General features: G+C 70.7%; 17 protein-coding genes. 11 read left to right on the forward strand and 6 right to left on the reverse strand.

Translation table 11 applies throughout. From position 1 onward, the window contains the following. Positions 1 to 535 precede the first annotated feature (535 nt). The 3 genes from AB0M39_RS34505 to AB0M39_RS34515 form a co-directional block, all read right to left on the reverse strand. The gene (locus tag AB0M39_RS34505; protein WP_365370860.1) at positions 536 to 1693 is read right to left on the reverse strand and encodes a hypothetical protein; all 1158 of its coding nucleotides are present in this window, start codon (positions 1691 to 1693) and stop codon (positions 536 to 538) included. A gap of 1009 nt (positions 1694 to 2702) precedes the next feature. Next, positions 2703 to 3614 (reverse strand): hypothetical protein, encoded by a 912-nt coding sequence (locus tag AB0M39_RS34510; protein WP_365370862.1) that lies wholly within the window; start codon positions 3612 to 3614, stop codon positions 2703 to 2705. Between the two features lie 361 nt (positions 3615 to 3975). Next, a complete protein-coding gene (locus AB0M39_RS34515) occupies positions 3976 to 4299 on the reverse strand; it encodes a hypothetical protein (RefSeq protein WP_365370864.1) in 324 nt (107 codons plus the stop codon). Between the two features lie 273 nt (positions 4300 to 4572). On the opposite strand from AB0M39_RS34515, the gene AB0M39_RS34520 reads away from it, so the two are divergent. Beyond that, positions 4573 to 4758, forward strand: a complete 186-nt coding sequence (locus AB0M39_RS34520; protein ID WP_365370866.1) for a hypothetical protein — start codon at positions 4573 to 4575, stop codon at positions 4756 to 4758. An 89-nt stretch (positions 4759 to 4847) separates the two neighbouring features. On the opposite strand, the gene AB0M39_RS34525 is transcribed toward AB0M39_RS34520, so the two are convergent. Continuing rightward, positions 4848 to 5864: a DUF4192 domain-containing protein gene (locus AB0M39_RS34525; RefSeq protein ID WP_365370868.1), complete on the reverse strand. Its 1017-nt coding sequence runs from the start codon at positions 5862 to 5864 to the stop codon at positions 4848 to 4850. Between the two features lie 341 nt (positions 5865 to 6205). Next, a complete protein-coding gene (locus AB0M39_RS34530) occupies positions 6206 to 6403 on the reverse strand; it encodes a hypothetical protein (protein ID WP_365370870.1) in 198 nt (65 codons plus the stop codon). A 958-nt stretch (positions 6404 to 7361) separates the two neighbouring features. On the opposite strand from AB0M39_RS34530, the gene AB0M39_RS34535 reads away from it, so the two are divergent. From AB0M39_RS34535 to AB0M39_RS34565, 7 genes are all read left to right on the forward strand, one after another. Beyond that, a complete protein-coding gene (locus tag AB0M39_RS34535; protein ID WP_365370872.1) occupies positions 7362 to 7856 on the forward strand; it encodes a hypothetical protein in 495 nt (164 codons plus the stop codon). Continuing rightward, complete coding sequence (locus AB0M39_RS34540) at positions 7853 to 9652, forward strand: hypothetical protein (RefSeq protein ID WP_365370874.1); 1800 nt, start codon at positions 7853 to 7855, stop codon at positions 9650 to 9652. The genes AB0M39_RS34535 and AB0M39_RS34540 overlap by 4 nt, the downstream gene beginning before the upstream one ends. Then, complete coding sequence (locus tag AB0M39_RS34545) at positions 9649 to 11295, forward strand: hypothetical protein (protein WP_365370876.1); 1647 nt, start codon at positions 9649 to 9651, stop codon at positions 11293 to 11295. The genes AB0M39_RS34540 and AB0M39_RS34545 overlap by 4 nt, the downstream gene beginning before the upstream one ends. 88 nt (positions 11296 to 11383) lie before the next feature. Continuing rightward, positions 11384 to 12784: an integrase gene (locus tag AB0M39_RS34550; RefSeq protein ID WP_365370878.1), complete on the forward strand. Its 1401-nt coding sequence runs from the start codon at positions 11384 to 11386 to the stop codon at positions 12782 to 12784. 395 nt (positions 12785 to 13179) lie between these two features. Beyond that, positions 13180 to 14691: a hypothetical protein gene (locus tag AB0M39_RS34555; protein ID WP_365370880.1), complete on the forward strand. Its 1512-nt coding sequence runs from the start codon at positions 13180 to 13182 to the stop codon at positions 14689 to 14691. Further along, entirely contained in the window at positions 14688 to 16787 is a 2100-nt protein-coding gene (locus AB0M39_RS34560) for a hypothetical protein (protein WP_365370882.1), read from the forward strand. The genes AB0M39_RS34555 and AB0M39_RS34560 overlap by 4 nt, the downstream gene beginning before the upstream one ends. Next, entirely contained in the window at positions 16784 to 17185 is a 402-nt protein-coding gene (locus tag AB0M39_RS34565) for a hypothetical protein (protein WP_365370884.1), read from the forward strand. The genes AB0M39_RS34560 and AB0M39_RS34565 overlap by 4 nt, the downstream gene beginning before the upstream one ends. A gap of 45 nt (positions 17186 to 17230) precedes the next feature. Here the strand turns inward: AB0M39_RS34565 and AB0M39_RS34570 are convergent, their stop codons facing one another. Next, the gene (locus AB0M39_RS34570) at positions 17231 to 18058 is read right to left on the reverse strand and encodes a S1 RNA-binding domain-containing protein (RefSeq protein WP_365370886.1); all 828 of its coding nucleotides are present in this window, start codon (positions 18056 to 18058) and stop codon (positions 17231 to 17233) included. Positions 18059 to 18186: 128 nt separating this feature from the next. On the opposite strand from AB0M39_RS34570, the gene AB0M39_RS34575 reads away from it, so the two are divergent. From AB0M39_RS34575 to AB0M39_RS34585, 3 genes are all read left to right on the forward strand, one after another. Continuing rightward, complete coding sequence (locus tag AB0M39_RS34575) at positions 18187 to 18771, forward strand: SMI1/KNR4 family protein (RefSeq protein ID WP_365370888.1); 585 nt, start codon at positions 18187 to 18189, stop codon at positions 18769 to 18771. Positions 18772 to 18903: 132 nt separating this feature from the next. Continuing rightward, the gene (locus AB0M39_RS34580; protein ID WP_365370890.1) at positions 18904 to 19599 is read left to right on the forward strand and encodes a hypothetical protein; all 696 of its coding nucleotides are present in this window, start codon (positions 18904 to 18906) and stop codon (positions 19597 to 19599) included. Next, the gene (locus AB0M39_RS34585; RefSeq protein WP_365370892.1) at positions 19596 to 20117 is read left to right on the forward strand and encodes a hypothetical protein; all 522 of its coding nucleotides are present in this window, start codon (positions 19596 to 19598) and stop codon (positions 20115 to 20117) included. The genes AB0M39_RS34580 and AB0M39_RS34585 overlap by 4 nt, the downstream gene beginning before the upstream one ends. Positions 20118 to 20124 lie beyond the last annotated feature (7 nt).

Genomic DNA, 20124 nt, shown 5'->3' on the forward strand with positions numbered 1-20124 from the left:
TGGAGTCGGCCGAAGAGGCGGAAGCCGTCGCACGCGCCATCGGCAGCAGCGATCTTCTGGCCTTCACCCTCTGCTTCAAGGCGCTGATCCTTCTCCCTCGTGACGGCACGTGCCCGACTCCTGGCAGATGGGCGCAGTGCACTCCTTGTCGATCACAGCTCGCAGGGCTTCTATGCGGGTGCGGGTCTTGGACTGCTTCGTCATGGGTGAGGGCTCCTGGCTCGTGGATGAGGGTCGGATCTTGCAAGAGGGGGGCCGCGCGGGGCGGGAGGGGATTCGCGTCCATCGCGCGGCCCCCGCGGGGCCGGTCGCCCACGGCGCACACAAGAAAGGAGGCTTGTGTGACGGCCGATACCGGCTGCGCCGACTCTGACCGGCGGGAGGGCTAGCCCCGCCACCCTGCACGGCGAGTCCCGACCGGGCCGGGCCGGGGGGCGGGGCGGGGCGGGGGCAGCTGGGACGGCGGCGACACGGGGGCATGCGTCGGCCCCGGCCGTGGGGGCGGAGCCGGGGCCGGGAGGACGGGGCGTGCGGGTCAGGGGCGGTCGGGGACGATGCGCACCGTGCGCTTGGGATCGACGTCGCGGCCCTTGGGGCCGTTGAAGTGGGCCTTGACGGGGACCAGGACGGGCTTGCACTCGCCTCCCGCTTCGATGATCGCGCGGTGCTGGTGCGGGTTCGGGCAGCGGTTCTGGTGCTTCAGCTTGACCTCCCAACGCAGTGTGTCGTCCTTCCAGTTGGGCTCGGGGACGTGCTCGGCGGTGGGTCGGGGCCGGGTGTCGGGGGCAGGGGTGTGGGCGGGCTCGCGGATGACGCGGATACGCCGCCTGGGCGGGGACTGCCTGGCGCGCTTGCGGCTGCGGCCGGGCTTCTTCGTGCCGTGGCCCGGCCCGGCGTGCTGGAGGACCGTCAGCGTGTCCTCGACCGTGGCGGGATCGCCGGGGCCGTCGGCGTCGCGGGCGGTGGGGGCGCGCAGGTCCCAGAACGCCAGGACGAGCGCGAGGGCGGTGGCCGGGTCGGGTGCGCCGAACCGGTGCGGGTCGCCGTAGCCGTTCAGGACTCCCTCGTACAGGGTGGTGACGCCGTTGGGGCAGTACGGGGCGAGGGGCAGCTTGGTGGACGCGGCCAGGAGCGGCGGCAGTCGGGTGGGGAGCAGTTGGGTGGCGGTGATGGTCTCGGCGGAAAAGGCGAGGTCGATTCCGGTGCCCTCCATGTGCCAGGCGAGGGCGTGGACGGGGTGCAGGTCGTCGAGGCGGATCGGGGTCGGGAGGTAGACGAGCCCGTCGCGGGCCGGGGCCGCGTCCTCCAGGCTCCCCACGATCACGCTGGCCTGGTTCGCCAGCGGGTGGCGGGCTATGCGGTCGGCCATGCTGTGCGGGGCGACCCATACCTCGCTGGCGCGGTAGGCGTGGGAGAAGTTCGCGCACATGGCGGCGTAAAGGCCGATGGCGTGGGGGTCGTCCACGAGGTCGCGGCCGGTCGCGGTGACGTGCATGGACGCCATCAGGTCGACGCCCCTGGGCACGCCGCGGACGGGCCTGCCCCAGAAGTCGGCGAGTTGCGCGCGCAGCCGTTCGGCGTGGCGGGCGTGGTCCAAGGCGGTGCGGGGCGCGACCGGCCCGGAGACCGGGGCGGGGGCGGGTATCGGATCCGCGGCGGGAGCGGCGGCGGGACGGGACGGGGTCTCGGACACGACAGGCGTCCTTCCGGGGCGGCCCGGCCCGAACACGAGCCGGTGCAGGGGCTGCTGACGACCGGAACCCTGGAACAGAATCGCCCAAACCACGCAACCCCCCGGCCCTGGCCGTACCCGCCCCCTGAGGGGGGCCGGGGTCGGGTCGCCGGACGGTCAGGCCTGGTCGCCCCGTCTGCAAGGAGGTCTTCCTCGGTGCCGGGGTCGTCGCCGATCGAGGCGATGGACGCGTACGGCAGTTGGTCGCCGATGCTGCGGTCGACCGGGTCGGCGGGGAGAAACACTGCGATGGGGATGGCGAACCGGTCCGGCTGGCGGGCGTTCCAGGCGGCGACGCAGTCGCCGCACGTGACACGGCGCGGGTCGGCGACGGCGACGCCGGGCGTGCGCAGAGGGTGTCGTCGTGCTCCTCAAAGGAGTCGGCGCGTGCGCCGAGGGCGATCCAGGCCCAGGGGTCGAGTCCGTCGGGCAGGTGGCGCAGCGGCTCGGCGAGGAGCGCTGCGGCGGTGCGGGCGACGGAGGCGGGTTGTTCGAGGCGGTCGGGCGAGGTCCTGCGGCGGGCCGGACAGGGCGATGCCGTTGCTGCCGGTCCAGAAGGCGATGGCGATCTAGCCGGCGCCGGACGGTGGCGCCGTCGACGTCGACGCCGGGGAAGAGGAGTTGGGCGCCGCTGTCGGCGTCGGCCCATTCGAGTCGGTCGGACATGCAGGGGTGCTCCTTCGGTGTGACGGGCGCCCGGGGCAGGCGTGGAGCAGCGTCGGGGCCAGGCCGGCAGGCGCGGCAAGCGGCGGGGCGACCGTCCGGGTGCGGGAGCGTCCTGCCGGCAGAACCGGCACTGCCCCGGGCGAGACCAGCCGCGCGACCCCCGGGGGCTGGGCCGGGTGCCGGGTGTGGTGCCGGCTGGTGGCGAGGGCGGAGGGGTGCGGCGCGGGCGGCGGACCCGGGTGGCATGGAGTGGCCCCCGACACCGTCCACGTACCAGGGTCGGGGGCCAGGCGACGGGGGGCGTTCAGATTGTGGCGGGCCGATCCCGCCCGTCGTCGGCGTGGTGTCCGACCCATTCGACGCCTGACACCACACCGGGGGCGGCGGCGCCCAAACTGGGCGCCGCGCCGTCGGCGATGAACTTCGCGGCGGCGGCAGGCGACACCCACCGGTCGCCTCGCGCCGGGTCGGACATCCACCCCGCGAGTTCGTCGGCGCAGGCGAACACCGGACTGATCGGAGAACCCTCAGTCACGGTCTCCCACAGTTGCCAGCCGTCGCCCTTCGGCGGGTCGGTCGGCTCCCACGCCTCGGCCTCGGCGCGCTGGCCCTCGTATCTCTTTAGGCTGCCGTGGCCCTTGCATGTCGGGCACCGGGTCTCGATGCCCTCGCGTTCGCAACGGGCTTCGATCACCACGTGTGCGCTGATATCGGCGTGGCCGAAGCCGGTGAGGGACCACTCGTTGATCTGCTCCGCGGTCGGCATGACGGGCCGGTCGATCTTCTGCCAGCCCTCTTCACGGCTCCAGGAATGAGTGAAGTCGTAGAGCCGCTCGGCCGCGACCAGGGCGTCGACGTCGTCTTGGCTCAGGTGGTGGGACCACTGTTGGTTGAACAGGTCGGCCAGACGCTGCGCTTCACGGACGGTGGCGGCTTCGCCGACGCCGTAGAACTCTGGTGCGGAGCGAATGTGTCGCTCGGCGACGGCTCGGACGGCGGGGGTGTCGTGCCGCCAGGGCTCGGAGCCTGTGTCGGCCGGGTCGAACGGGAGCTTGCCGTACCAGAGGTCGTACAGGTTCTGGGCCTGCGGCGAGTAGCCGCTCTCGCAGTCAGGGCATTGCTCCTCGCCGAAGCGGTCGGGTGTCAGGAAGCCTTCCCAGACCTTGTTCGACGGCCAGTCGAAATCGAGCGGCACTCGGCGTACTTCGCGTCCCATGGAATTAATCCTCGCATCCATACGGCGCGCGGCTTGTGCAGCCGGGGCGGTCGCACGGCACGCGGCCAGGGGTGGCCCCGACAGTTGCGTGGGGCGGAGCAAGCCAGGCAACTACGGTCGACCGGGCCGGGTACGGATCGATGGCCACAGGCCGGAGGCTCGGTAGCCCGGCCTGTGGGCGCCGGAAGCGGGCGGAGGCACGGAGAGAGAGCGAGCAGCGCGATAGGTCAGGCTCCCAAGCTCGTTCCCCGGGGTGGTCGGCGGTGACCGTGTGGCGGCACCGGGGAGAACTCTGGCCCGCCTGCGGGTCAGCCCCGGCTCCGCACGCGGAGATGCGCGGAGCCGGTGCCTGGACCGGGGGTCAGTGGTGAGTGATCGCCCGGATCGCGTCGGCGCAGCGCTGGGCGAGGAAGTCCAGGCCGTCCGTGGGGGCGGCCAGGGGCAGATAGACGCCGCCGTGGAAGGCTTCGACGCCGTCGGGGAGTTCGACGCCGTCGGGGAAGGCCGTGCGGTCGTACTCGATGACGAGGTCGCCTTCGTAGTCCTCGACCCATGTGAAGGCCACGTGGTGGGGGCCGATGAGCTCGGCGGTGGTCCCCCAGGTGCTGGGCTCGGTGCTCCAGCCGTCGCCGAGCCGTGCGGCGGCGGCCTCGGCGATGTGGGCAACGGTGATTACGGTCGTCATGGGCTTCCTTACGTGTCGGGAGAACGGAGGTGTGGAGCGGGCCGGGGAGGTGAGGTGAGGTGCTCGCGATCCCCGGGCCCGGCGGCTCCTACCGTGGCCGGGCGCAGGGCAAGGGCCGCAACCGTGCGGGCGCGGCCGGCACGCCGACGGCCCGGGACCCTGCGCGGGCGGCGGGGCTCGGGGCCGGGGGCGGCGTGAGGGCTGGCAAGGCCGGAAGAGCTGTAGCCGATCGGGGGACTGCACCGAGCCCGTACCCGCTAGCACGATGACGGCGTGGACGAGGAGACGACGGCCTGGCTCGCGTGGGCGGATGGCCTGTCGGCCGACGAACTGGCTGCGGAGCTTGCCCTGTTGGCGGCTCATGAAGCCCGCCTCGTGCAGGACCTCGAGGACGTGACGTGGACGCGGGAGGTCTTCAGGGGGTTTGCCACAGGCCCGCCTCCACCCGGGGCGGACTGACGCCCTCCTGTTCGACGGCCGCCGCCCCCGGCGACCCAACGCGGTACGAGGTGCGGCGGCGACCGGGGTGCGACGCGGGCCGGGGCGGCTCAGCCGGGGCGTCCCGCGCGGGCCATGTCCTTGAGCTCCCGCGTGGAGACGAACAGGTTGAAGGCGGCGAGGAGCAGGCCGGGCAGGGGGGCTGCGGGGTCGACGCGGCATGCCCGGTGGAGGGCGAGGCGGGCGAGGGCGCGGTCGTCGTCGTACCAGGCGCTGGCGGCCAGGAGCGTCAGCGGGGCGCAGGCGAGGCTCTCGTGGGGGTGGACGGCGGCGGTGGCCAGGTAGGCGAACAGGCGGCGGGCGGCGGAGTTGGTGTGGGTGTCGGGCAGGCTCATCGCCCAGTAGCGGACCGCGCCGTCGCTCAGGGCGAGCAGCAATGCGGCGGCGTCCCGGGCGGGCAGCGCGGTGGCGGCCGGGTCGGCGAAGGCGGCGGCCGCGTCCTCCAGGAGAGCGTGGGCGGCAGGCCGTGCGGTGCTGGGCGCGCGGGTCGCGTACGCGTCGTGGAGCGCTGCGCGCAGGCTGTCCGCTTCCATGCCGGTCAGCGGGGCGAGGGTGGCGGTGAGAGCGTCCTGGGCAGGGGCGGGCGGTGCTCCGGCGACGGTGAAGGCGACGGCCGCCGGGCCGGGGGCGGTCTCGGACAGGACCGTGCCCGGGCCGGGGGCGGTGTCCAGGTCCCACCACCGGCCGTCGCTGATGCACAGGGCCAGCCGGACGGCGACGGCGTGGCGGGCGAACGCCGCCGCGAGCATCCCGGCCAGCGGGGCCAGGCGGGCGGCGACGGTGCGGCCGTCCTCGCCGGGGCGGGGGTCGCCGACCAGGTAGAGCACGACCGCATCGGGTGCGGCGTCCAGTTGGGCGACGACCTTCCGGGCTCCGGCGGCGGCGTAGTCGAGCCAGGCCGACTCGGCCGCGGGGAGGCCCAGTCGGGCCGCAACCGTGCACCGGTCGCCGTGGAACGCGGCGACGACCACAGACTGCCGGGGCCGGTAGCCGATCAGGTACGGCATGGCCTCGGCGTAGTCGGCGGGGGTGCTCAGGCGGACGGCGGTCCAGTCGGGGAAGGGCATGAGGGCTCCGTTCGGCTCGGTGGTGTGGCCTCACCGTGCGGGACCGACGGGCAAGCACCGCAACCGCCATCCGTCGGCCACGGGACGGGGGGCGGTGCGGGCCACCGAACAGCCCCTGCACGAACAAGCGGGAGGCCACCGCCGGTACTGGAAGGTGGCAGACTCGCCGCCGTCTGCCGTCCTGCCACATGCGCTGGCCATGGTCGCTCCTGCGTTCTCGTTGTGCGCTGCTGAAGGCGGGCCGCCGGGCCTGATCCCGCCGAGGGACCGGGCCCGGGGGCCAGGGGAGTCTCAGGCACGGGCCGGTGAAGGCGGTGCCGGGGTGTTCTGCCGGTCGGCGCCTATGTGAAATCGTTGAGCGGGCCTTCGTCCATGGCGACTTCGACGGTCCCGGGCCCCCTATGCAGCAGGCCGCTGCGCCGGAGCTGCACGGTCGGCCGGTGCTCGGAGCCGCGTCGCGAGTACTGTTCCAGCGCGTGGACGATCACGACGTCCTCGGCGTTCTCGATCATTCCCGGGACCCGCAGTTCTGTGGACATACGCTGTGTTGCCTCATGTCGTGTTGCGGCTGAGGGAGTCAAGTGGCGTACGAATGGCGTCTGTTCTGGGTGGGCGACGGGGGCACTCCGGCAGGAGGCCGGCCCGTGCCCGGCTGGGAGGACTTGGAGGAGCGCGAGCGGGTGCTCGGGCTGCGCGAGCGGCAGCCGATCCTCGTTTCGCCGGATGGCCGGGTCGATCCTCGGCTGAGTGAGTGCCTGCGACGCTCGGCATTTTCGGCCAAAGCGCAGGGCACGCAGGTCACGTACGCCCCGCTCTACCGACTGTTCTTCACGTTTCTGTGGCAGCGCGGGCTGGATTGGGATGAGGCGTCGGAGGACGACGTCGAGGACTGGGAGGACTGGCGCCGACGGGGGGCGACGAATCCAGCGCCGGTTGGCGGTGGCACATGGGCGAAGGAGCAGGCCGCGTTGAAGCTGCTGTACGGCATCGCGGCCAAGCGCGGACTCGTACCGTCGAACCCGGTGACGCTCGCCTCGCCGTTGGACGTGAAGACCTCGGACGTGAAGTGGCTGTCGCCTCGAGCCTTTCGGCTGTGGCGAAACGTCGGGCTCGGCGGCATGCTGCCGGGCGGCCTGGAGGACGAGGGGTGGCGCGGCCGTTCGGCCGGCCGGGACACGGCGTACGCCGACCTGATGTACTCCAGCGGCCTGCGGCGCCGCGAGGGCGGCACCCTGCTCCTCTGTGAGCTCCCGGTCCTCGGGCGGCGGAACTACTACGCAGGCAGGGTGGGCCAGGCCGTGGCCAAGCGGGCCGGCTACACCTTCTACGTCGGCCATCCGGCGCTCCAACGGGTCGAGGGCTACCGGATGAGCACGCGCGCCTTGGCTGTGGCCCGCGCCCGGCGGCGCGGCGTCTACGACCGGTCTGCCCGACCTGCGCATCATCCAGAGGGTAAGCCGGGCGGGCCGCGTGCAGTGGATGAGCCGGGACGGGCGTGTGGGCGAGAGCGCGCTGGGGCGGCTGACGGCCGCCCAGCGGATGCGGTTGTTCATCGAGGGCGAGGACGGCCTGGAGCCGGCGTTGCTGTGGTTGACCGAGAGCGGGCTGCCGCTGCGGTACACGAGCTGGACGAAGGTTTTCGAGCGGGCGAGCGAGCGGTGCGCGGCCGCAGGGCTCGATGTGTTCGCGACGCCGAAGATGCTGCGGCACTCCATGGCCCTGCGGACGCTGATCGCGCTGCACAACGCGCTGGACCGGCTCGGTCTGACGCCCGCCGAGCACCTGCACTATGAGGAGGTGTACGGGCAGGTCTGGCTGATGGTCAAGGACATGCTCGGGCACCGCAGTGAGCAGGTGACGCGGGACGTGTATCTGGAGCCGGTGCGCGGGCTGCAGCTGGAGTCGTTGCTCGGCGACGACGATAACCCCGTGAACGCGGAGAAGATCGCGGAGCTGGCGGCGCGCACGGGCCTGATCTTGGATGCGGCGTGAGCGGGCGGGGGCGCCGGGCGACGCTGCCGCCGACGGACTACCGCAAGGCGCCGGTGGCGGACGCGGACGGCCTGGTCATCCGCCCGGTCAGCGGCGCCGGGAAGCCGCTGGGCGTGTGGGACTTTAGGGACGGTCCTGGACCCGTCGACTTCCGGCGGGCGCTGGTGGCCGGGCTGGCCGAGCAGGGCCGGGGCTGGGGCAGCGAGGACACCTACCAGACGAACGCCAGCACGCTGCGGCTGCTGTTCAGGGACGCGGCGGCGGCCGAGCCGCCCGTCGCCGCGACCGAGCAGATCACGGTGGAGTGGTGGAAGCAGTGGACCCGCGACATCCACGTCCGCCGGGTCCTGGCCGCGGTCGTCCGGCGGGCGCCCGGAGTGCCGGAAGCGACCCGGGTGTTCCTTCAGACGCCGCGGCGCCGGCCCCCGGCCCGGCGCGGACGCCCGCGCAAGCAGGCCCACACCCGGGAGCAACTGCGCCGGATCCGGGACGCGGCCGCCGCGACGGTGCGCGCCGGGCGGCTGCGGATCGCGGCGAACACCGCGATCCTTCAGCGGTGGAGGGCAGGGGCGATCGAGTGTGGGGACGGCGCCTGGCCCCTTGGTGAGGTGCTGGACGTGCTGGCCCGCACCGGGGACCTTCCGCGCTACCCCAACAGCGCCGACCACGCGGTGACCGCATACGCGGAGCGCGCGTGCGGCTTCGAGGGCAACGCCGCCTCGCTGAGCCGGCTCTTCGCGACGCCGGCGGAGATCGGGGCGGCGGCCGTGCTGCTGATCGTGCACGAGGCGTGGAACCTGTCGGTGCTCAAGAAGATGGACGTGCCCACCTGGTGGCCGAACGCGGACCGCGAGGACCCGGCCGTGCACCAGGTCGACACGGACAAGGCGCGGCGCGGCCGTCGCCGGCACACGAGCAACACGCTCGTCGACGTCGGTGAGGGCTCCAGCGGCCGGGCCCTGCGGCACGTGCTGGAGCTGACCGCGCCGGCCAGGACCACCCTGGAGGCGCTGGGCCGTCCGACGACGAAGCTGCTGGTCGGCCACCGCGGCCTCGGCGGAAGCGAGAATCTGCGCGACCACGCGCTCGGCAAAGCCCTGGACGGGGCGATCCGGCGCTGGCAGCAGCAGGTCCGCGCCAGCGGCGTCGACCTGCCCGCCCGGGTCAACTCCCAGGCGCTGCGCCACAGCGCGCAGGCGCACCACGGCCGGGCCCGCAACAACACCCAGGCCACCCACGAGCGGGACTACCAGCTGAAGGACGAGAACGTCCGCGCTGCCTCGCGCGGCGCGGTGGAGCTCGGGCTGACCCAGGCACTGGCCTCCGCCCGACAGACGGTCGCCATGCGCCTGGTCGAGGAGGTCGACGCGCAGGGCGAGGTGAGTGCCGAGCTCGTCGCCAAGGAGGCAGGAATCGACGTGGAGGTGGCGCGCCGGATCGTGGCCGGCCGGCTGCGCACCCCGGTCGCCTCGTGCGCGGACTTCCTCAACTCCGACCACAGCACGGCAGGAATGCCGTGCGCCGTGTCGTTCCTGCTGTGCTTCGCCTGCCGCAACGCTGTGGCCACCGGACGCGACTTGCCCCGCATCGCCTACCTGCACCAGGCGCTGGAGTCCCTGCGGTCGGCTGTGACCCCGGCGGTGTGGGCCGCGGACTGGGCGACGCACCACGCGCGGATCGGCGACTTCCTGACCACCTACACCACCACAGACGCGCGGCCCCATCTGGTCGCCGCCGTGGCCGACAGCGAGCGGGAGCTGATCCACGCGATGCTGGAACGGAGGCTCGACCCATGAGTGCGTCCTTGCCCGTCCCCGCCGGCCCAGAAGTCGTCGACCCGGCCCCGGACACCTTCGTTCTCCCGTTCAACCGACTACGGCCCGGCTTCGACCCGGGGCAGCTACCGCGGTTCCGCGATCTGGCCTGGCACCTGGCGCTGATCAGCCCCAAGGAGTCGAACCGCTCGCTGGTCATCGACTGGAGCCGCTGCCCTGCCGGGCTGCGGCCCGGCATGATGCGCGCGGCCTTCGCCGAGCTGAACATCCCAACGCCAGCCGTGCTGCTCCAGCAGCGGGCCTCGCGCTCCACCGCCCAACCGGGCACGCTGCGCCACAACTTCCAGATCTGGACCCGCTTCGCCTCCTGGCTCGACGGACGCGGCATCACCAAACTCTCCCAGGTCACGACCGGCGACCTGGAGGACTACGCCGAGCACCTGCGCCCGCTCGGCCGCCGGTGGCGCACCGACGCCAAGGCCCTGTCGGTGATCTCGCGGCTGTGGGCCTACGCCCCCTACCTGCCCGAGAGTGACCGGCTGGTCATGCCGCCGTGGGAGGACCCGGCCGCGGTCATGTCCGACTTCCTCGGCACCAACGACGACACCCCGGACGGCGAGAACAACGTCGCGATCGTGCACCCGGCCGTCATGGCCCCGCTGCTGGTGTGGGCGCTGCGCACGGTCCTGGACCTGGCCCCGGACCTCCTGGCCGCCGCCCGGGAGCACCGCCGGCTGCTCGCCGCCATCCCCGCCCGCGCCCCGCTCGGCGGCACCGAGACCACGGTGGCCCACCTGCGCGGCCTGCTCGTGGCCGGCGAGAAGCTGCCCTCCAGCGGGGCGCCCGGCGCCCCCGCCGTGCTCGCCCGCCATCGCGGGGCGCTGCCGCCGAAGGCCAACACCTTCCTGGCCGGCACCCTTGGCGCTACCACCTCCCAGGTCGCCCGCGCCCGCGGCATCCTGTCCGACGAACTAACCCCGGCCGACTTCGGCCCCGCCCCACTCCTCGACGTTGCGCTCACCGCCCGGATCGGTACCACCTCTTGGCGAGAGGAGATCGGCTTCGACGACGTCGACGTTCTGGTGCTGCACCTGTCCACCGCCGCCCTGATCTGCTGCGCCTATCTCTCCGGCATGCGGCCCGAGGAGGTCCTGGCCCTGCGCCGCGGCTGCTGCACCCGCGTGGAGCGCGAGGACGGCACCGTACGGTTCGAGGTCCGCGGCCGGCACTTCAAGGGAGTGCTGGACGAGGACGGCAACGCGATCGGCGAAGGAGAGGAGCGAGCGGACCCGTGGATCGTGCTGGAGCCCGTCGCACGCGCCATCGCCGTCGTCGAGGAACTCGAAGACGGCGAGCAGCTGTTCACCCGCACCCTCTACCGGTACGCCAAGGGCACCTCCATGCCCCGCACCGGACTGTCCTCCGACACCGCTCTGGAAAGGATCCGCGCCTTCACAGCCTGGGCCAACCACCTCGCCGCCGCCCACAACCGGCCCCACGAGCTGATCCCGCCCGATCCCGACGGAGCCGTCGCCCTGCGCCGCTTCCGCCGCACGCTGGCTTGTGCACGCTCGGTCAGTGACCAAGTAGCTGTACGGTCCGCGGGTGTTGAGACATGGAGCCTGGTCAGTCCACTACAGCTCGCGGGACCTGCCGCAGCCTGATCCGCAGCCCTGGCACCTGCGACTTTCCCCGGACGAGTGGGAGCTATGGCTCGATGACCTGGGCGTTCCTGATGGCACGCCGTACCTGTTGTCACCGCGCTTCGCCTACGACACGGACCTGAACTCGTACTTCCATCGGGTGAACCTCTTGGAGGGCCCGCTGAACAGTCAGATCAACCGGGCGTCGGCCCTCTGCAGGAAGCTGAACTTCCTGCATCAGAGCCGGAGCGAGAAGGACTGGCGGGACGCGACCGAGGCCGATCACACGGCCTACCACTACTGGCGGCGCCTTGATCCCCGCGGGCCGCGGGTCGACGGGGACACATGGAGCCAGGAGGTCTCGCACATCCAGCAGTTCTACGTCTACGCGAAGCGCAAGCAGTGGGTGTCGGAAGTGCCGATCCCGCAGCGGCCGCGACGTGATGGGAAGGCCGAGCAGAAGGGAAACAGGCGCCGCTCGAAGCCGGTGGATACCGGGGAGACGGTGCCGACGACGTACGCTCACGACACAGGTGGCGAGGTGATCGAGTGGCTTCCCGCACCGTCTTACCGACGATGGCGGGACGTGGGAGTCCTCGGCTATGACCGAGAGGGCCTGCCCCGGGACAACTTCCGCGGCCGGTGGGCGTCGCGCAACGGGACCTTCACTGACTCCACGGTCCGCACCGGCCTGCGGCTGGAAGAGCAGGCCAGCCGCCTGATCACGGAAGTGCCGACCGGACCCGGCCCGGCCGGCTACAGCAAGTCCTGGCTGCCCAAGGCGATCGCGAAACGGAACTCCGCGCGATGGGTCTACGAGCCGGCCTCGGTCCGGCGGGACCTGACGGCCTACGCGGCCGAGGACCGGCAGTGGGTCATCGAGGAGGCCCGCGACGCAGGCCGCTACCGGAAGATCCGCCGCCCGATCGTGATCTTCGACCCGCAGAGGCCGCACCTGGCTCAGTACACAAGCGGCATTCACCGCGGCGAGAAGATCGACGTCCGGCTGCTCGGGCCGCCCGAGCGTCGGCGGCTGCTGATCGATACTGAACAGGGCCTGGAGCCCGCGATGTTCTGGCTCGGCGAGAGCGGGATGCCGCTGACCTTGTCGGCCTGGAAGGACATGTTCACCACCGCCAACCAGCGGTGCGAAGAACAGGGCCTGGACCTCTTTGCCCACGCCCACCTGCTAAGACACACATTTGCAGTCATCACCCTCGAACAGCTCCAACGCGGGCACATCGCCGCACTCGGCGACATGAACCCGGCCCAGCGACTGCACTACCAGCGGATCTTCGGCGACCCCATGGACTGGGTCCGCCGCCGACTCGGACACGCCTCACAGCTGTCGACCTTGATCTATCTGCACGCCCTGCAGGAACTGGAGATGGAGACCCGCATGGCCCTGGTTCCTGACACCTGGGAGGACCCCCGCGACACCCTGGCCGCGGCCCTGGGCGACGAGAAGCCCCCGAAGGATCTGCTCGGAGAGAAGGAGACGACGCCGTGACCCGCCGGGGCCGGGGAAGCACCGGGCCGGGCCGTCGATCAGCTCTGCCAGCCGCGGACTACGAGGCCCCAGCGTTCGTTCACGAAGGGACATCAGGAGGACTCGTCGTCGACTTCTACGGTGAGGACGGCCGGCGGGGCAAATTCGATGTCGGCAAGCTGCCGTTGCCCGGGTGGCACCCTCTCCTCGCCGAGGCATTCGCGATGCGGACCGGCCCTGGCGGCGGACTTCGCACTCTCTCCGGAGCCCAGAACAGGTGGTTGCCCCTCCGGCGATGGACGTACTTCCTGGCCTCGCTGGACCCCCAGCCTGTGGTGCCGGCGCAGCTCACGCGCTATCACGTCAACGCCTTCCATACCCGCACGGACTCTGCGGCAGGCACGCGGCAGAGGGACATGGCGGAACTGCAGGTGTTGTTCGGGCAGGAGAAGATCCGGGACCAGATCCCCATGGAGGCTCGCGACGCGTTCGCGAGGCGCCTTCCCGGGCCCAGGACGAGTCCGGAGGGCGGATACTCGGCCGGCGAACTGGACCGGCTGACCGCCGCTGCGCGGGCGGACACCGCCCGGATCGTCCGGCGCATCCGCGCCGGCGAGGAGTTGGTACGCCGCCAGCGGGACGAGTCCGAGGGCATCCCTCCACAGCAGCAACAGCTGGCCCAGGTGCTTGCGGGCATGGCTGAGACCGGGGAAGTCCCTCCGGGCACGGGAATTGATCAGTGGCGGGAACGGCGTGAACTCGCTGCCCGCCTGTTCCTGACCTGGAACGACCTGGCTCCGCTGATGGTCCTCCTCGCCATCGCGACGGAACGGAACGGCGAGACGCTCAAAGAGTTGCCCGCCTCTCACCGGCTCCTCGAGGACCGGGCGGTCGAGGTTCGCCTGGTGAAACGGCGCCGCGGGGCTGACCGCTGGTTTGAGACCGTGACCTGGGAGATCGGCCCGGAGGGACGCGAGCTGCACACACCTGGCGGTCTCTATCTCCTCCTGCTTGAACTGACTGCTCGCAGCCGGGCGTTCTGCGGATCGCCGTCTGCGCTCTGCGTGTGGCGCAACGGCCACCGCGTTCACGCGAGGGGGACGAGACACGAGCACTACGCGCCATTCGAGGCGGATCTGCGGGCCGGCGGACAGCTGCATCTGAGCACATGGGCGGCGACGCGCACGAGACCCATCCTGGCCGACCCGCCTGCACCGAACGAGTCGGCGAAGGGCCAGGAGCACGCCGTCTCCTCCGTCGAGGTGCCACTCCAGGTGACCTTCAACAAGATCAAGACCAGCCTTGATGCCCGACGGACCCGCCAGCTGGGTGGGCACCTGCCGTCCTCGGCGAGGAGCAACACGGCCCAGGTGCTCTACACCAACTACCTCCGGCCGGACGCGGCAACCCGTGAATGGGCAGAGAGCGTGATGGCCGACGCGCTCGCTGACGCTGAGCGGGCTGCCCGGGACGCGCACGCCGAGATCGTCCGCCGCCGCGGCAGCCCCACCGTCATCCCGAGCGGCAGCACCCCGGACCAACTGACAGGAGCCGGCCTGGCTCCAGGAACCGCGCATGATCTGGCCCACGGGCAACTCGACACGGCCTGGAGTGCCTGCGGGGACTTCCAGCATCATCCGGAGACCGGCAAGCCCTGCGGCGACTCGTTCCTGCTCTGCTTCCTCTGCGGCAACTGCTTGATCACCCAAGATCACCTACCGCGCCTCCTGGCTCTCCTCGAGGCACTGGGAGGTCTGCGGCAACGGATGAGCGAGGACGAGTGGTGGAGACGTTACGGCCTCGTCTGGGTCGCTGTCCGCCGCGACATCCTCGGCAAGTTCACCCCGGCACAGGTCGCCCAGGCACAGAAGGAACAGGTCCCCGACGCCCTCCTCGATCTCGTCGAAGCACCCTGGGAGACGCCTTGAACAGCCTCATGAGCGTGGGCATCCACGGCTCGCCACAGCAGAGCGCGAACCCGTACGTCCTGGCCGGGCGCCCGTTGCGACAGGGCAGCCGCCTGGAGGACACCGCGCGCTTCAGCGACGACGTCTGGCGCCTGGCGCCGGCGATCGTCCAGGTCCAGGAACGGACCGTAGTGCTCAACTTCCCCACGATCCCCGCGCGATTCCGCCTCGCCACCAAGCGCTTGTTCTATGCTCTGCTCTGTCCGGAACTGGAATCTCCACCTGGTGAGGACCGCCCCGCGATCGCCTCGGTCCGTAGTGCATTCGGGGAGCTGAAGCGCCTGCTGACCTGGCTCGACTCGAGGTGGCCCGCCGACCGGGTCGAGCTGTCCGCCATCTCTCCCGCCGACTTGGACCGCTACAACCGGCACCTGCTGACACTCTTCCCTCACCGGGACGGGGCCCGGGAGGCCGCTCGCGCCGCGGTTCGACTTCTATGGCGTTGGCGCCTTCACCTCGGGAATGACCAGCTCCGATTCGATCCGCTGCACCTCGATGGGTGGGGCGAGGAACGAACCCACCGTGGTCGGGAGAACGGGACCGGCCGACTCCCCGAAGACGTTCTGGGTCCCTTGCTGGTCTGGGCGTTGCGCTTCATCGACGACTTCGCACCGGACATCCTCGAAGCGGACCGCAAATGGCACGAGAGACGGGCCGTCGGCACGGGACGGGTGACCAGTCACCGGGTCGACGAACGGCTGCAGCAGCTTCTTGGAGACCACATCGAGGCACGGCGGCCCCTGCCCGGCCATCAAGGAAAGATCAACATCAGTCAGCTCGCCGCCACGCTGAGGTGCCACCGCCGAGAAATCACCAAACGCCGCGAGGCCATCGACGCGGTCGCTGCTGTTGTCGGCGTTGCGGATGCCGCCTTCGTCGATGAAGGAATCCAAGGCGTCCTGGACGGCCGCCCCTGGATCAAGGCGGTCACCGTCGACCACACGCTGCCCACCAGTCTGGCCGCCCTCGCACGCCACCTGCAGTCCGCCTGCTACATCGTGATCGCCTTCCTCAGCGGCATGCGGGACAGCGAGGTCAAGCACATCAAGCGTGCCTGCGTCGAGGCTAAGCGCGACGAGGACGGCAATGCCTACCGCTGGCGAGTACACAGCCGAGCCTTCAAGGGCGAAGAGGACGCAGAAGGCGTCGACGCGACATGGACCGTCTGCGAGCCCGTCGTCCGTGCAATCCGGGTCCTTGAGCAGTTGCAGCCCGCTGGCCAGAACTACCTCATGAGTGCCCTCCTCCACGGACCGGGCCAGCCGAAGAAGGCCGGCGTTGATCGAGCCGTCGGCGTCGGCGCCACCAATCAAAACCTCAATCTCTTCGCCGGCTTCGTCAACGAGCTCTGCACGGAGCGGGGACGCACCGACACCATCGCCGCTGGCCAGGGTCATGCACTCCGGCTCAAGACGAGAGTCTTCAGAAGGACTCTGGCTTGGTTCATTGCGCGACACCCCGGCGGAGTCATCGCTGGGGCCCTGCAATATCGGCATCAATCAATCCAAATGTTCGAAGGATATGCGGGGACCAGCGATTCCGGCTTCCGGGCCGAGGTCGAAAGCGAGCAGGCCATCGCCCGGGGCGAGGTCTACATGGAAATGATCGACTCCCACCAGCACGCGGGACTGGCCGGTCCGGCCGCCGAAGAGGCAGCCCGTCGGCTCGCAGACTTCGGCGAGCGCGCGCAGTTCCACGGCCAGGTCGCGCTGGACAGACACCGCCTCAAAAGGACCATGAAGCGTCACGACCCGGCGATCTATCCCGGCGAGTACATCACCTGCGTCAACGATCCGGCCAAGGCCCTCTGCGAGAAGGCCCGCCGCGGCAACAGCGAAGGACTTCCCTCGCACGGCGGCTGCCTGCCGTTAGCCTGCCGCAACGTCACGCTCACCCCCGAGAACATCGCCGCCTGGCAAGGCGAGATCGTCCGCATCGACGGGCGCATCGCCTCGCGGCCGATGCTGCCGCCCCGTCTTCGGCGGTTCCTTGAGAGCCGACGGGCCGAGATCGTCGAGTTCCTGACGGCGAACAGGCAGCAGGCCGTTCCGGCATGACCCGCAACGTCCCCGACCTGCCCGAGGCCCTGGTCCGCAAGCACCTCCAAGAGGTGCTGGACACCTGCCGCGAGACCAACAAGCAGCCCAGCGTCCTCATGCTGGCCCGCCGCCTAGACCTGACCAACACCACCTTCCGCCGCCGCTACCCCGACATCGCCCGAGAGATCGCTGATCACCGAGCCACCCCCACCGCCCCTCGCAGCGGACCGACCGCACACGACAGACTCGTCGCCCGCAACGCGAAACTCCGCCGACACAACCGCGAGCTGACCGCTCAACTCACCCTAGCTGCTGCACAGATCCAGCACCTTTCCCTGCGCAACGAACGACTCCAAGAGGCACTGGAGGAGACGTCGAACGTCACGAGCATCACCAGCAGGGCCCCACGCCGTTGAACATGTGACCTCGCGCTCTGGACACGCGAGACGCTGACGGCGTGATCACTGCGAGTCGCCGTTTGCCTGCCCCTCCGCCGCACACAGTCTCACCCGATGACGCTGAACGTCGACCTCGGCAACCCGGACCGTGATCTGATCGCCCTCGCGCACGAGCTGGTCAGGGGTCACTGCTGGCTGGCTCGTCATCTCGGACAGGTGAAGGAGCCCTTCCACGTCCGGGGCGACGCGCACGAATACGCCGAATGGGACGATCTTCGTGACAGTACCGCGGAGGACCTGACCCGATTGATCAGAGAACTCGATCAGAGGGTCTTTCTGCAGGGCCTTCATCGAGATCGCGACCTGTCCCTGACGCGTTTCGGCGATGAGCACCTCGGCGGTGATCCTCTGGCCGGCCTCGACCGCTTCCGAGGGGTGACTGATCCACGACCAGGTCAGTTCGGGCACACGGATGAAGCCAGTGCATAGCCCGTCGGGCTCGCCGTCGAGATGGACGAAGACGCCGAAGTTGTGAACCTCCGACACGGTCCCGGAGACGATCTTCCCTGGCTGGAGCGCGAGCAGGAAGGTCCGGAGCTCGGGGTTCTCGCAGGCGCGGGCGGACAAGTGCAGTTCTCCGCGCCACCGTCCGATCTCCTCAGCATCGAGTTCCTGGCCGATCTCGAAGACCTCAGACGGGTGGTCGATACGGCGCATCGACGCCTCTTCCCGGGAAATTCGGCCAACTTCGTTGTTCCCCTCGCTCGACGCCCCGAGCACGACTAGGACGTCTGACCTGTCGAAGCCGGTGACGGTTACCCTGCGGACCGGACCGGGACGGAGCTTGTTAAGGAGCGACTGCAGGCGAGGATCGGAACCGGGCTCGGACATGGGCGGAGCCTAGCCCGAGTGCCTCCCGAGCGCAGCGGACATGCACTGCACCAGGCACCGCTTCTGTTCGGTGGTGGGCACGCGTCCCTCGCCGTTAGGCTTCGGGACCGGACGAGAGAAGATCACGTATGGACCCCCGCCTGCCCCGCCTGCGCCGGAAGCTCGCCCAGATCCCCTTCAGCCCTCTTCGCAGCCACTCCTTCGGCGAGGAGAAGCATCGCTTCCAGCTCGGGCGAACCGTCAGCCCGGCGACGCTCGACGCCTTCGAGACTGACCACGGAGTCGTGCTTCCTGCCCCCTACCGCGACTTCCTGACGTTCCTTGGCGCGACCGGGGCTTCCCCGTTCTACGGACTCCTGCCGCTGAGCCGGTGCGAGCTGTTCACGATGGACCCGAAGGGGGCCGAGGATGGGGCCCCGCGGGGCTTCACCACGGTCGAGAATCGTGCACGTCCAGGCGACAGGTTCCTGCACATCATCGAAGCAGGATGCAGCGACGTGGTTCTGCTGGGAGTCACGGGACCGCTGACCGGCCGCATCGTCACGGGCAACTCCGATGGCTTCTGGGGCCCCGACCTCTCGTCGGCCCCCGACTTCATCGCCTGGTATGAACTCTGGCTGGACGAGATGGCGGCAGGTCACGACAGCCGGGCGCTCGAACTGACGTCGCCCGCCAGCCGCAGCGCTGAAAGACGCGCGCGTCCCACCTCATAGCAGCTCCGGACGGTATCCGAGGACATCGGTCCTCACTGACATTGATCAAGAAGATCGTGCGTCAGTGACTCCCAAAACCATCTTGGAACGACATCCATGACGACTGACGGCTTCATAGCCACGAGGAGGCCGTTGCAACCTGCCAGTGGTCAATGGTCAGCGCAGAACAGCGTCCACAACATCGCCTGGTTCATCTACCGCCAGCCCGGCGGCCGGATCGCGCTCGCGGTGCAGTACGGCCACGCGGCCGCCGCCCTGTCGGAGTCCTACGCCGGCCGCTCGAAGGCCGACATGCTCGAGGTCCTGGACCAGGAAAAGGGCCTGGCCCTGGCCGAGACCCTCACCGAGGCCGGCGAACGCATCGCTGCCGGCGAGAAGGTCAGCGGCCCGGCCGCCGAACGCTACCGCGCCGCGGCCGCCGAGTTCTCCGCCCGCTACGCCGGGACTTACCTCGGCAAACGCGAACTGCGCGCGCTGGTCGCCAACCCCCGCCTCCAGGTCTACGAGGACCCGAAGGCGTTCTTGACCTGCAACCATGACGCGTTCACCGCGCTGTGCAACCCCGAACGCGACCGGGCGGACGACGGCGGCCGCCGAACCCCCGACCACTCCCGCTGCCACCCGGCGTGCGCGAACGTCAGCCGCACCGACAGTCAGATCACCGCCCTGCGGGCGGAGATTGCGCGGATCGACGCGGACGCCGACGCCGGCCTCGACCCCTACCCCATCGCCGCCCGTGAACAGCAGCGCAAGGCCCACCTCACCGCCAGCATCCGACGCCACGAGGCCCAGCAGCGGGCCGACACCGAAGTCGAGGAGCGCCGATGAACACCCCCGCCGCGGCCGTTCCCGGCCCGCGCGACGGCGCGGCGCTGGCTCAGCTCGTCGGCGAGGCTCTCGCCCACGCTCACGCCGACACCGAGGACACCGCGGAGATCAGGGCCATCACCGACGCCATGGTGCGCCTGCTGATCGGCGCCCCGCTGCACTCCGACGGCAAGCTGACCGTCGTCTCCCTGGCCACCGAAGCCGGACTGCGCCGCAACAAGCTCACCCACAAGCACACCGGCCTCAAGGACCTGTTCTACGCCCTGGTCAAGGCCCGCACCCCCGGCCCCGAAGCGCTGCCCGACTCGGCGCGGTCCCGCGTGGCCAAGCAGCAGCAGGACTTGGCCCGCGTGCGCGCCGAACGCGACGATCTCCGCAGCCAGACCCAGCTGATGGCCCGGGTCATCCAGGTCCTGGAGGTCGAGAACCATCGACTCAAGGAGGCCAACCAGGCCCTGGAGGGGCGGCTGGCCGACCACATGGCAGTCCCCAACCTCGCTCGACCTCGCCGGCCCTGACCCGTAC

Source organism: Streptomyces sp. NPDC051907 (assembly GCF_040681075.1).
Taxonomy (GTDB): Bacteria; Actinomycetota; Actinomycetes; order Streptomycetales; family Streptomycetaceae; genus Streptomyces.

Coding starts and splice junctions, on each gene's coding strand:
- AB0M39_RS34510 (WP_365370862.1), bottom strand. CDS start 3,614: ATGGGACGCGAAGTACGCCGAGTGCCGCTCGATTTCGACTGGCCGTCG.
- AB0M39_RS34515 (WP_365370864.1), bottom strand. CDS start 4,299: ATGACGACCGTAATCACCGTTGCCCACATCGCCGAGGCCGCCGCCGCA.
- AB0M39_RS34525 (WP_365370868.1), bottom strand. CDS start 5,864: ATGCCCTTCCCCGACTGGACCGCCGTCCGCCTGAGCACCCCCGCCGAC.
- AB0M39_RS34530 (WP_365370870.1), bottom strand. CDS start 6,403: ATGTCCACAGAACTGCGGGTCCCGGGAATGATCGAGAACGCCGAGGAC.
- AB0M39_RS34545 (WP_365370876.1), top strand. CDS start 9,649: ATGAGTGCGTCCTTGCCCGTCCCCGCCGGCCCAGAAGTCGTCGACCCG.
- AB0M39_RS34555 (WP_365370880.1), top strand. CDS start 13,180: ATGGCGGAACTGCAGGTGTTGTTCGGGCAGGAGAAGATCCGGGACCAG.
- AB0M39_RS34565 (WP_365370884.1), top strand. CDS start 16,784: ATGACCCGCAACGTCCCCGACCTGCCCGAGGCCCTGGTCCGCAAGCAC.
- AB0M39_RS34570 (WP_365370886.1), bottom strand. CDS start 18,058: ATGTCCGAGCCCGGTTCCGATCCTCGCCTGCAGTCGCTCCTTAACAAG.
- AB0M39_RS34575 (WP_365370888.1), top strand. CDS start 18,187: ATGGACCCCCGCCTGCCCCGCCTGCGCCGGAAGCTCGCCCAGATCCCC.
- AB0M39_RS34585 (WP_365370892.1), top strand. CDS start 19,596: ATGAACACCCCCGCCGCGGCCGTTCCCGGCCCGCGCGACGGCGCGGCG.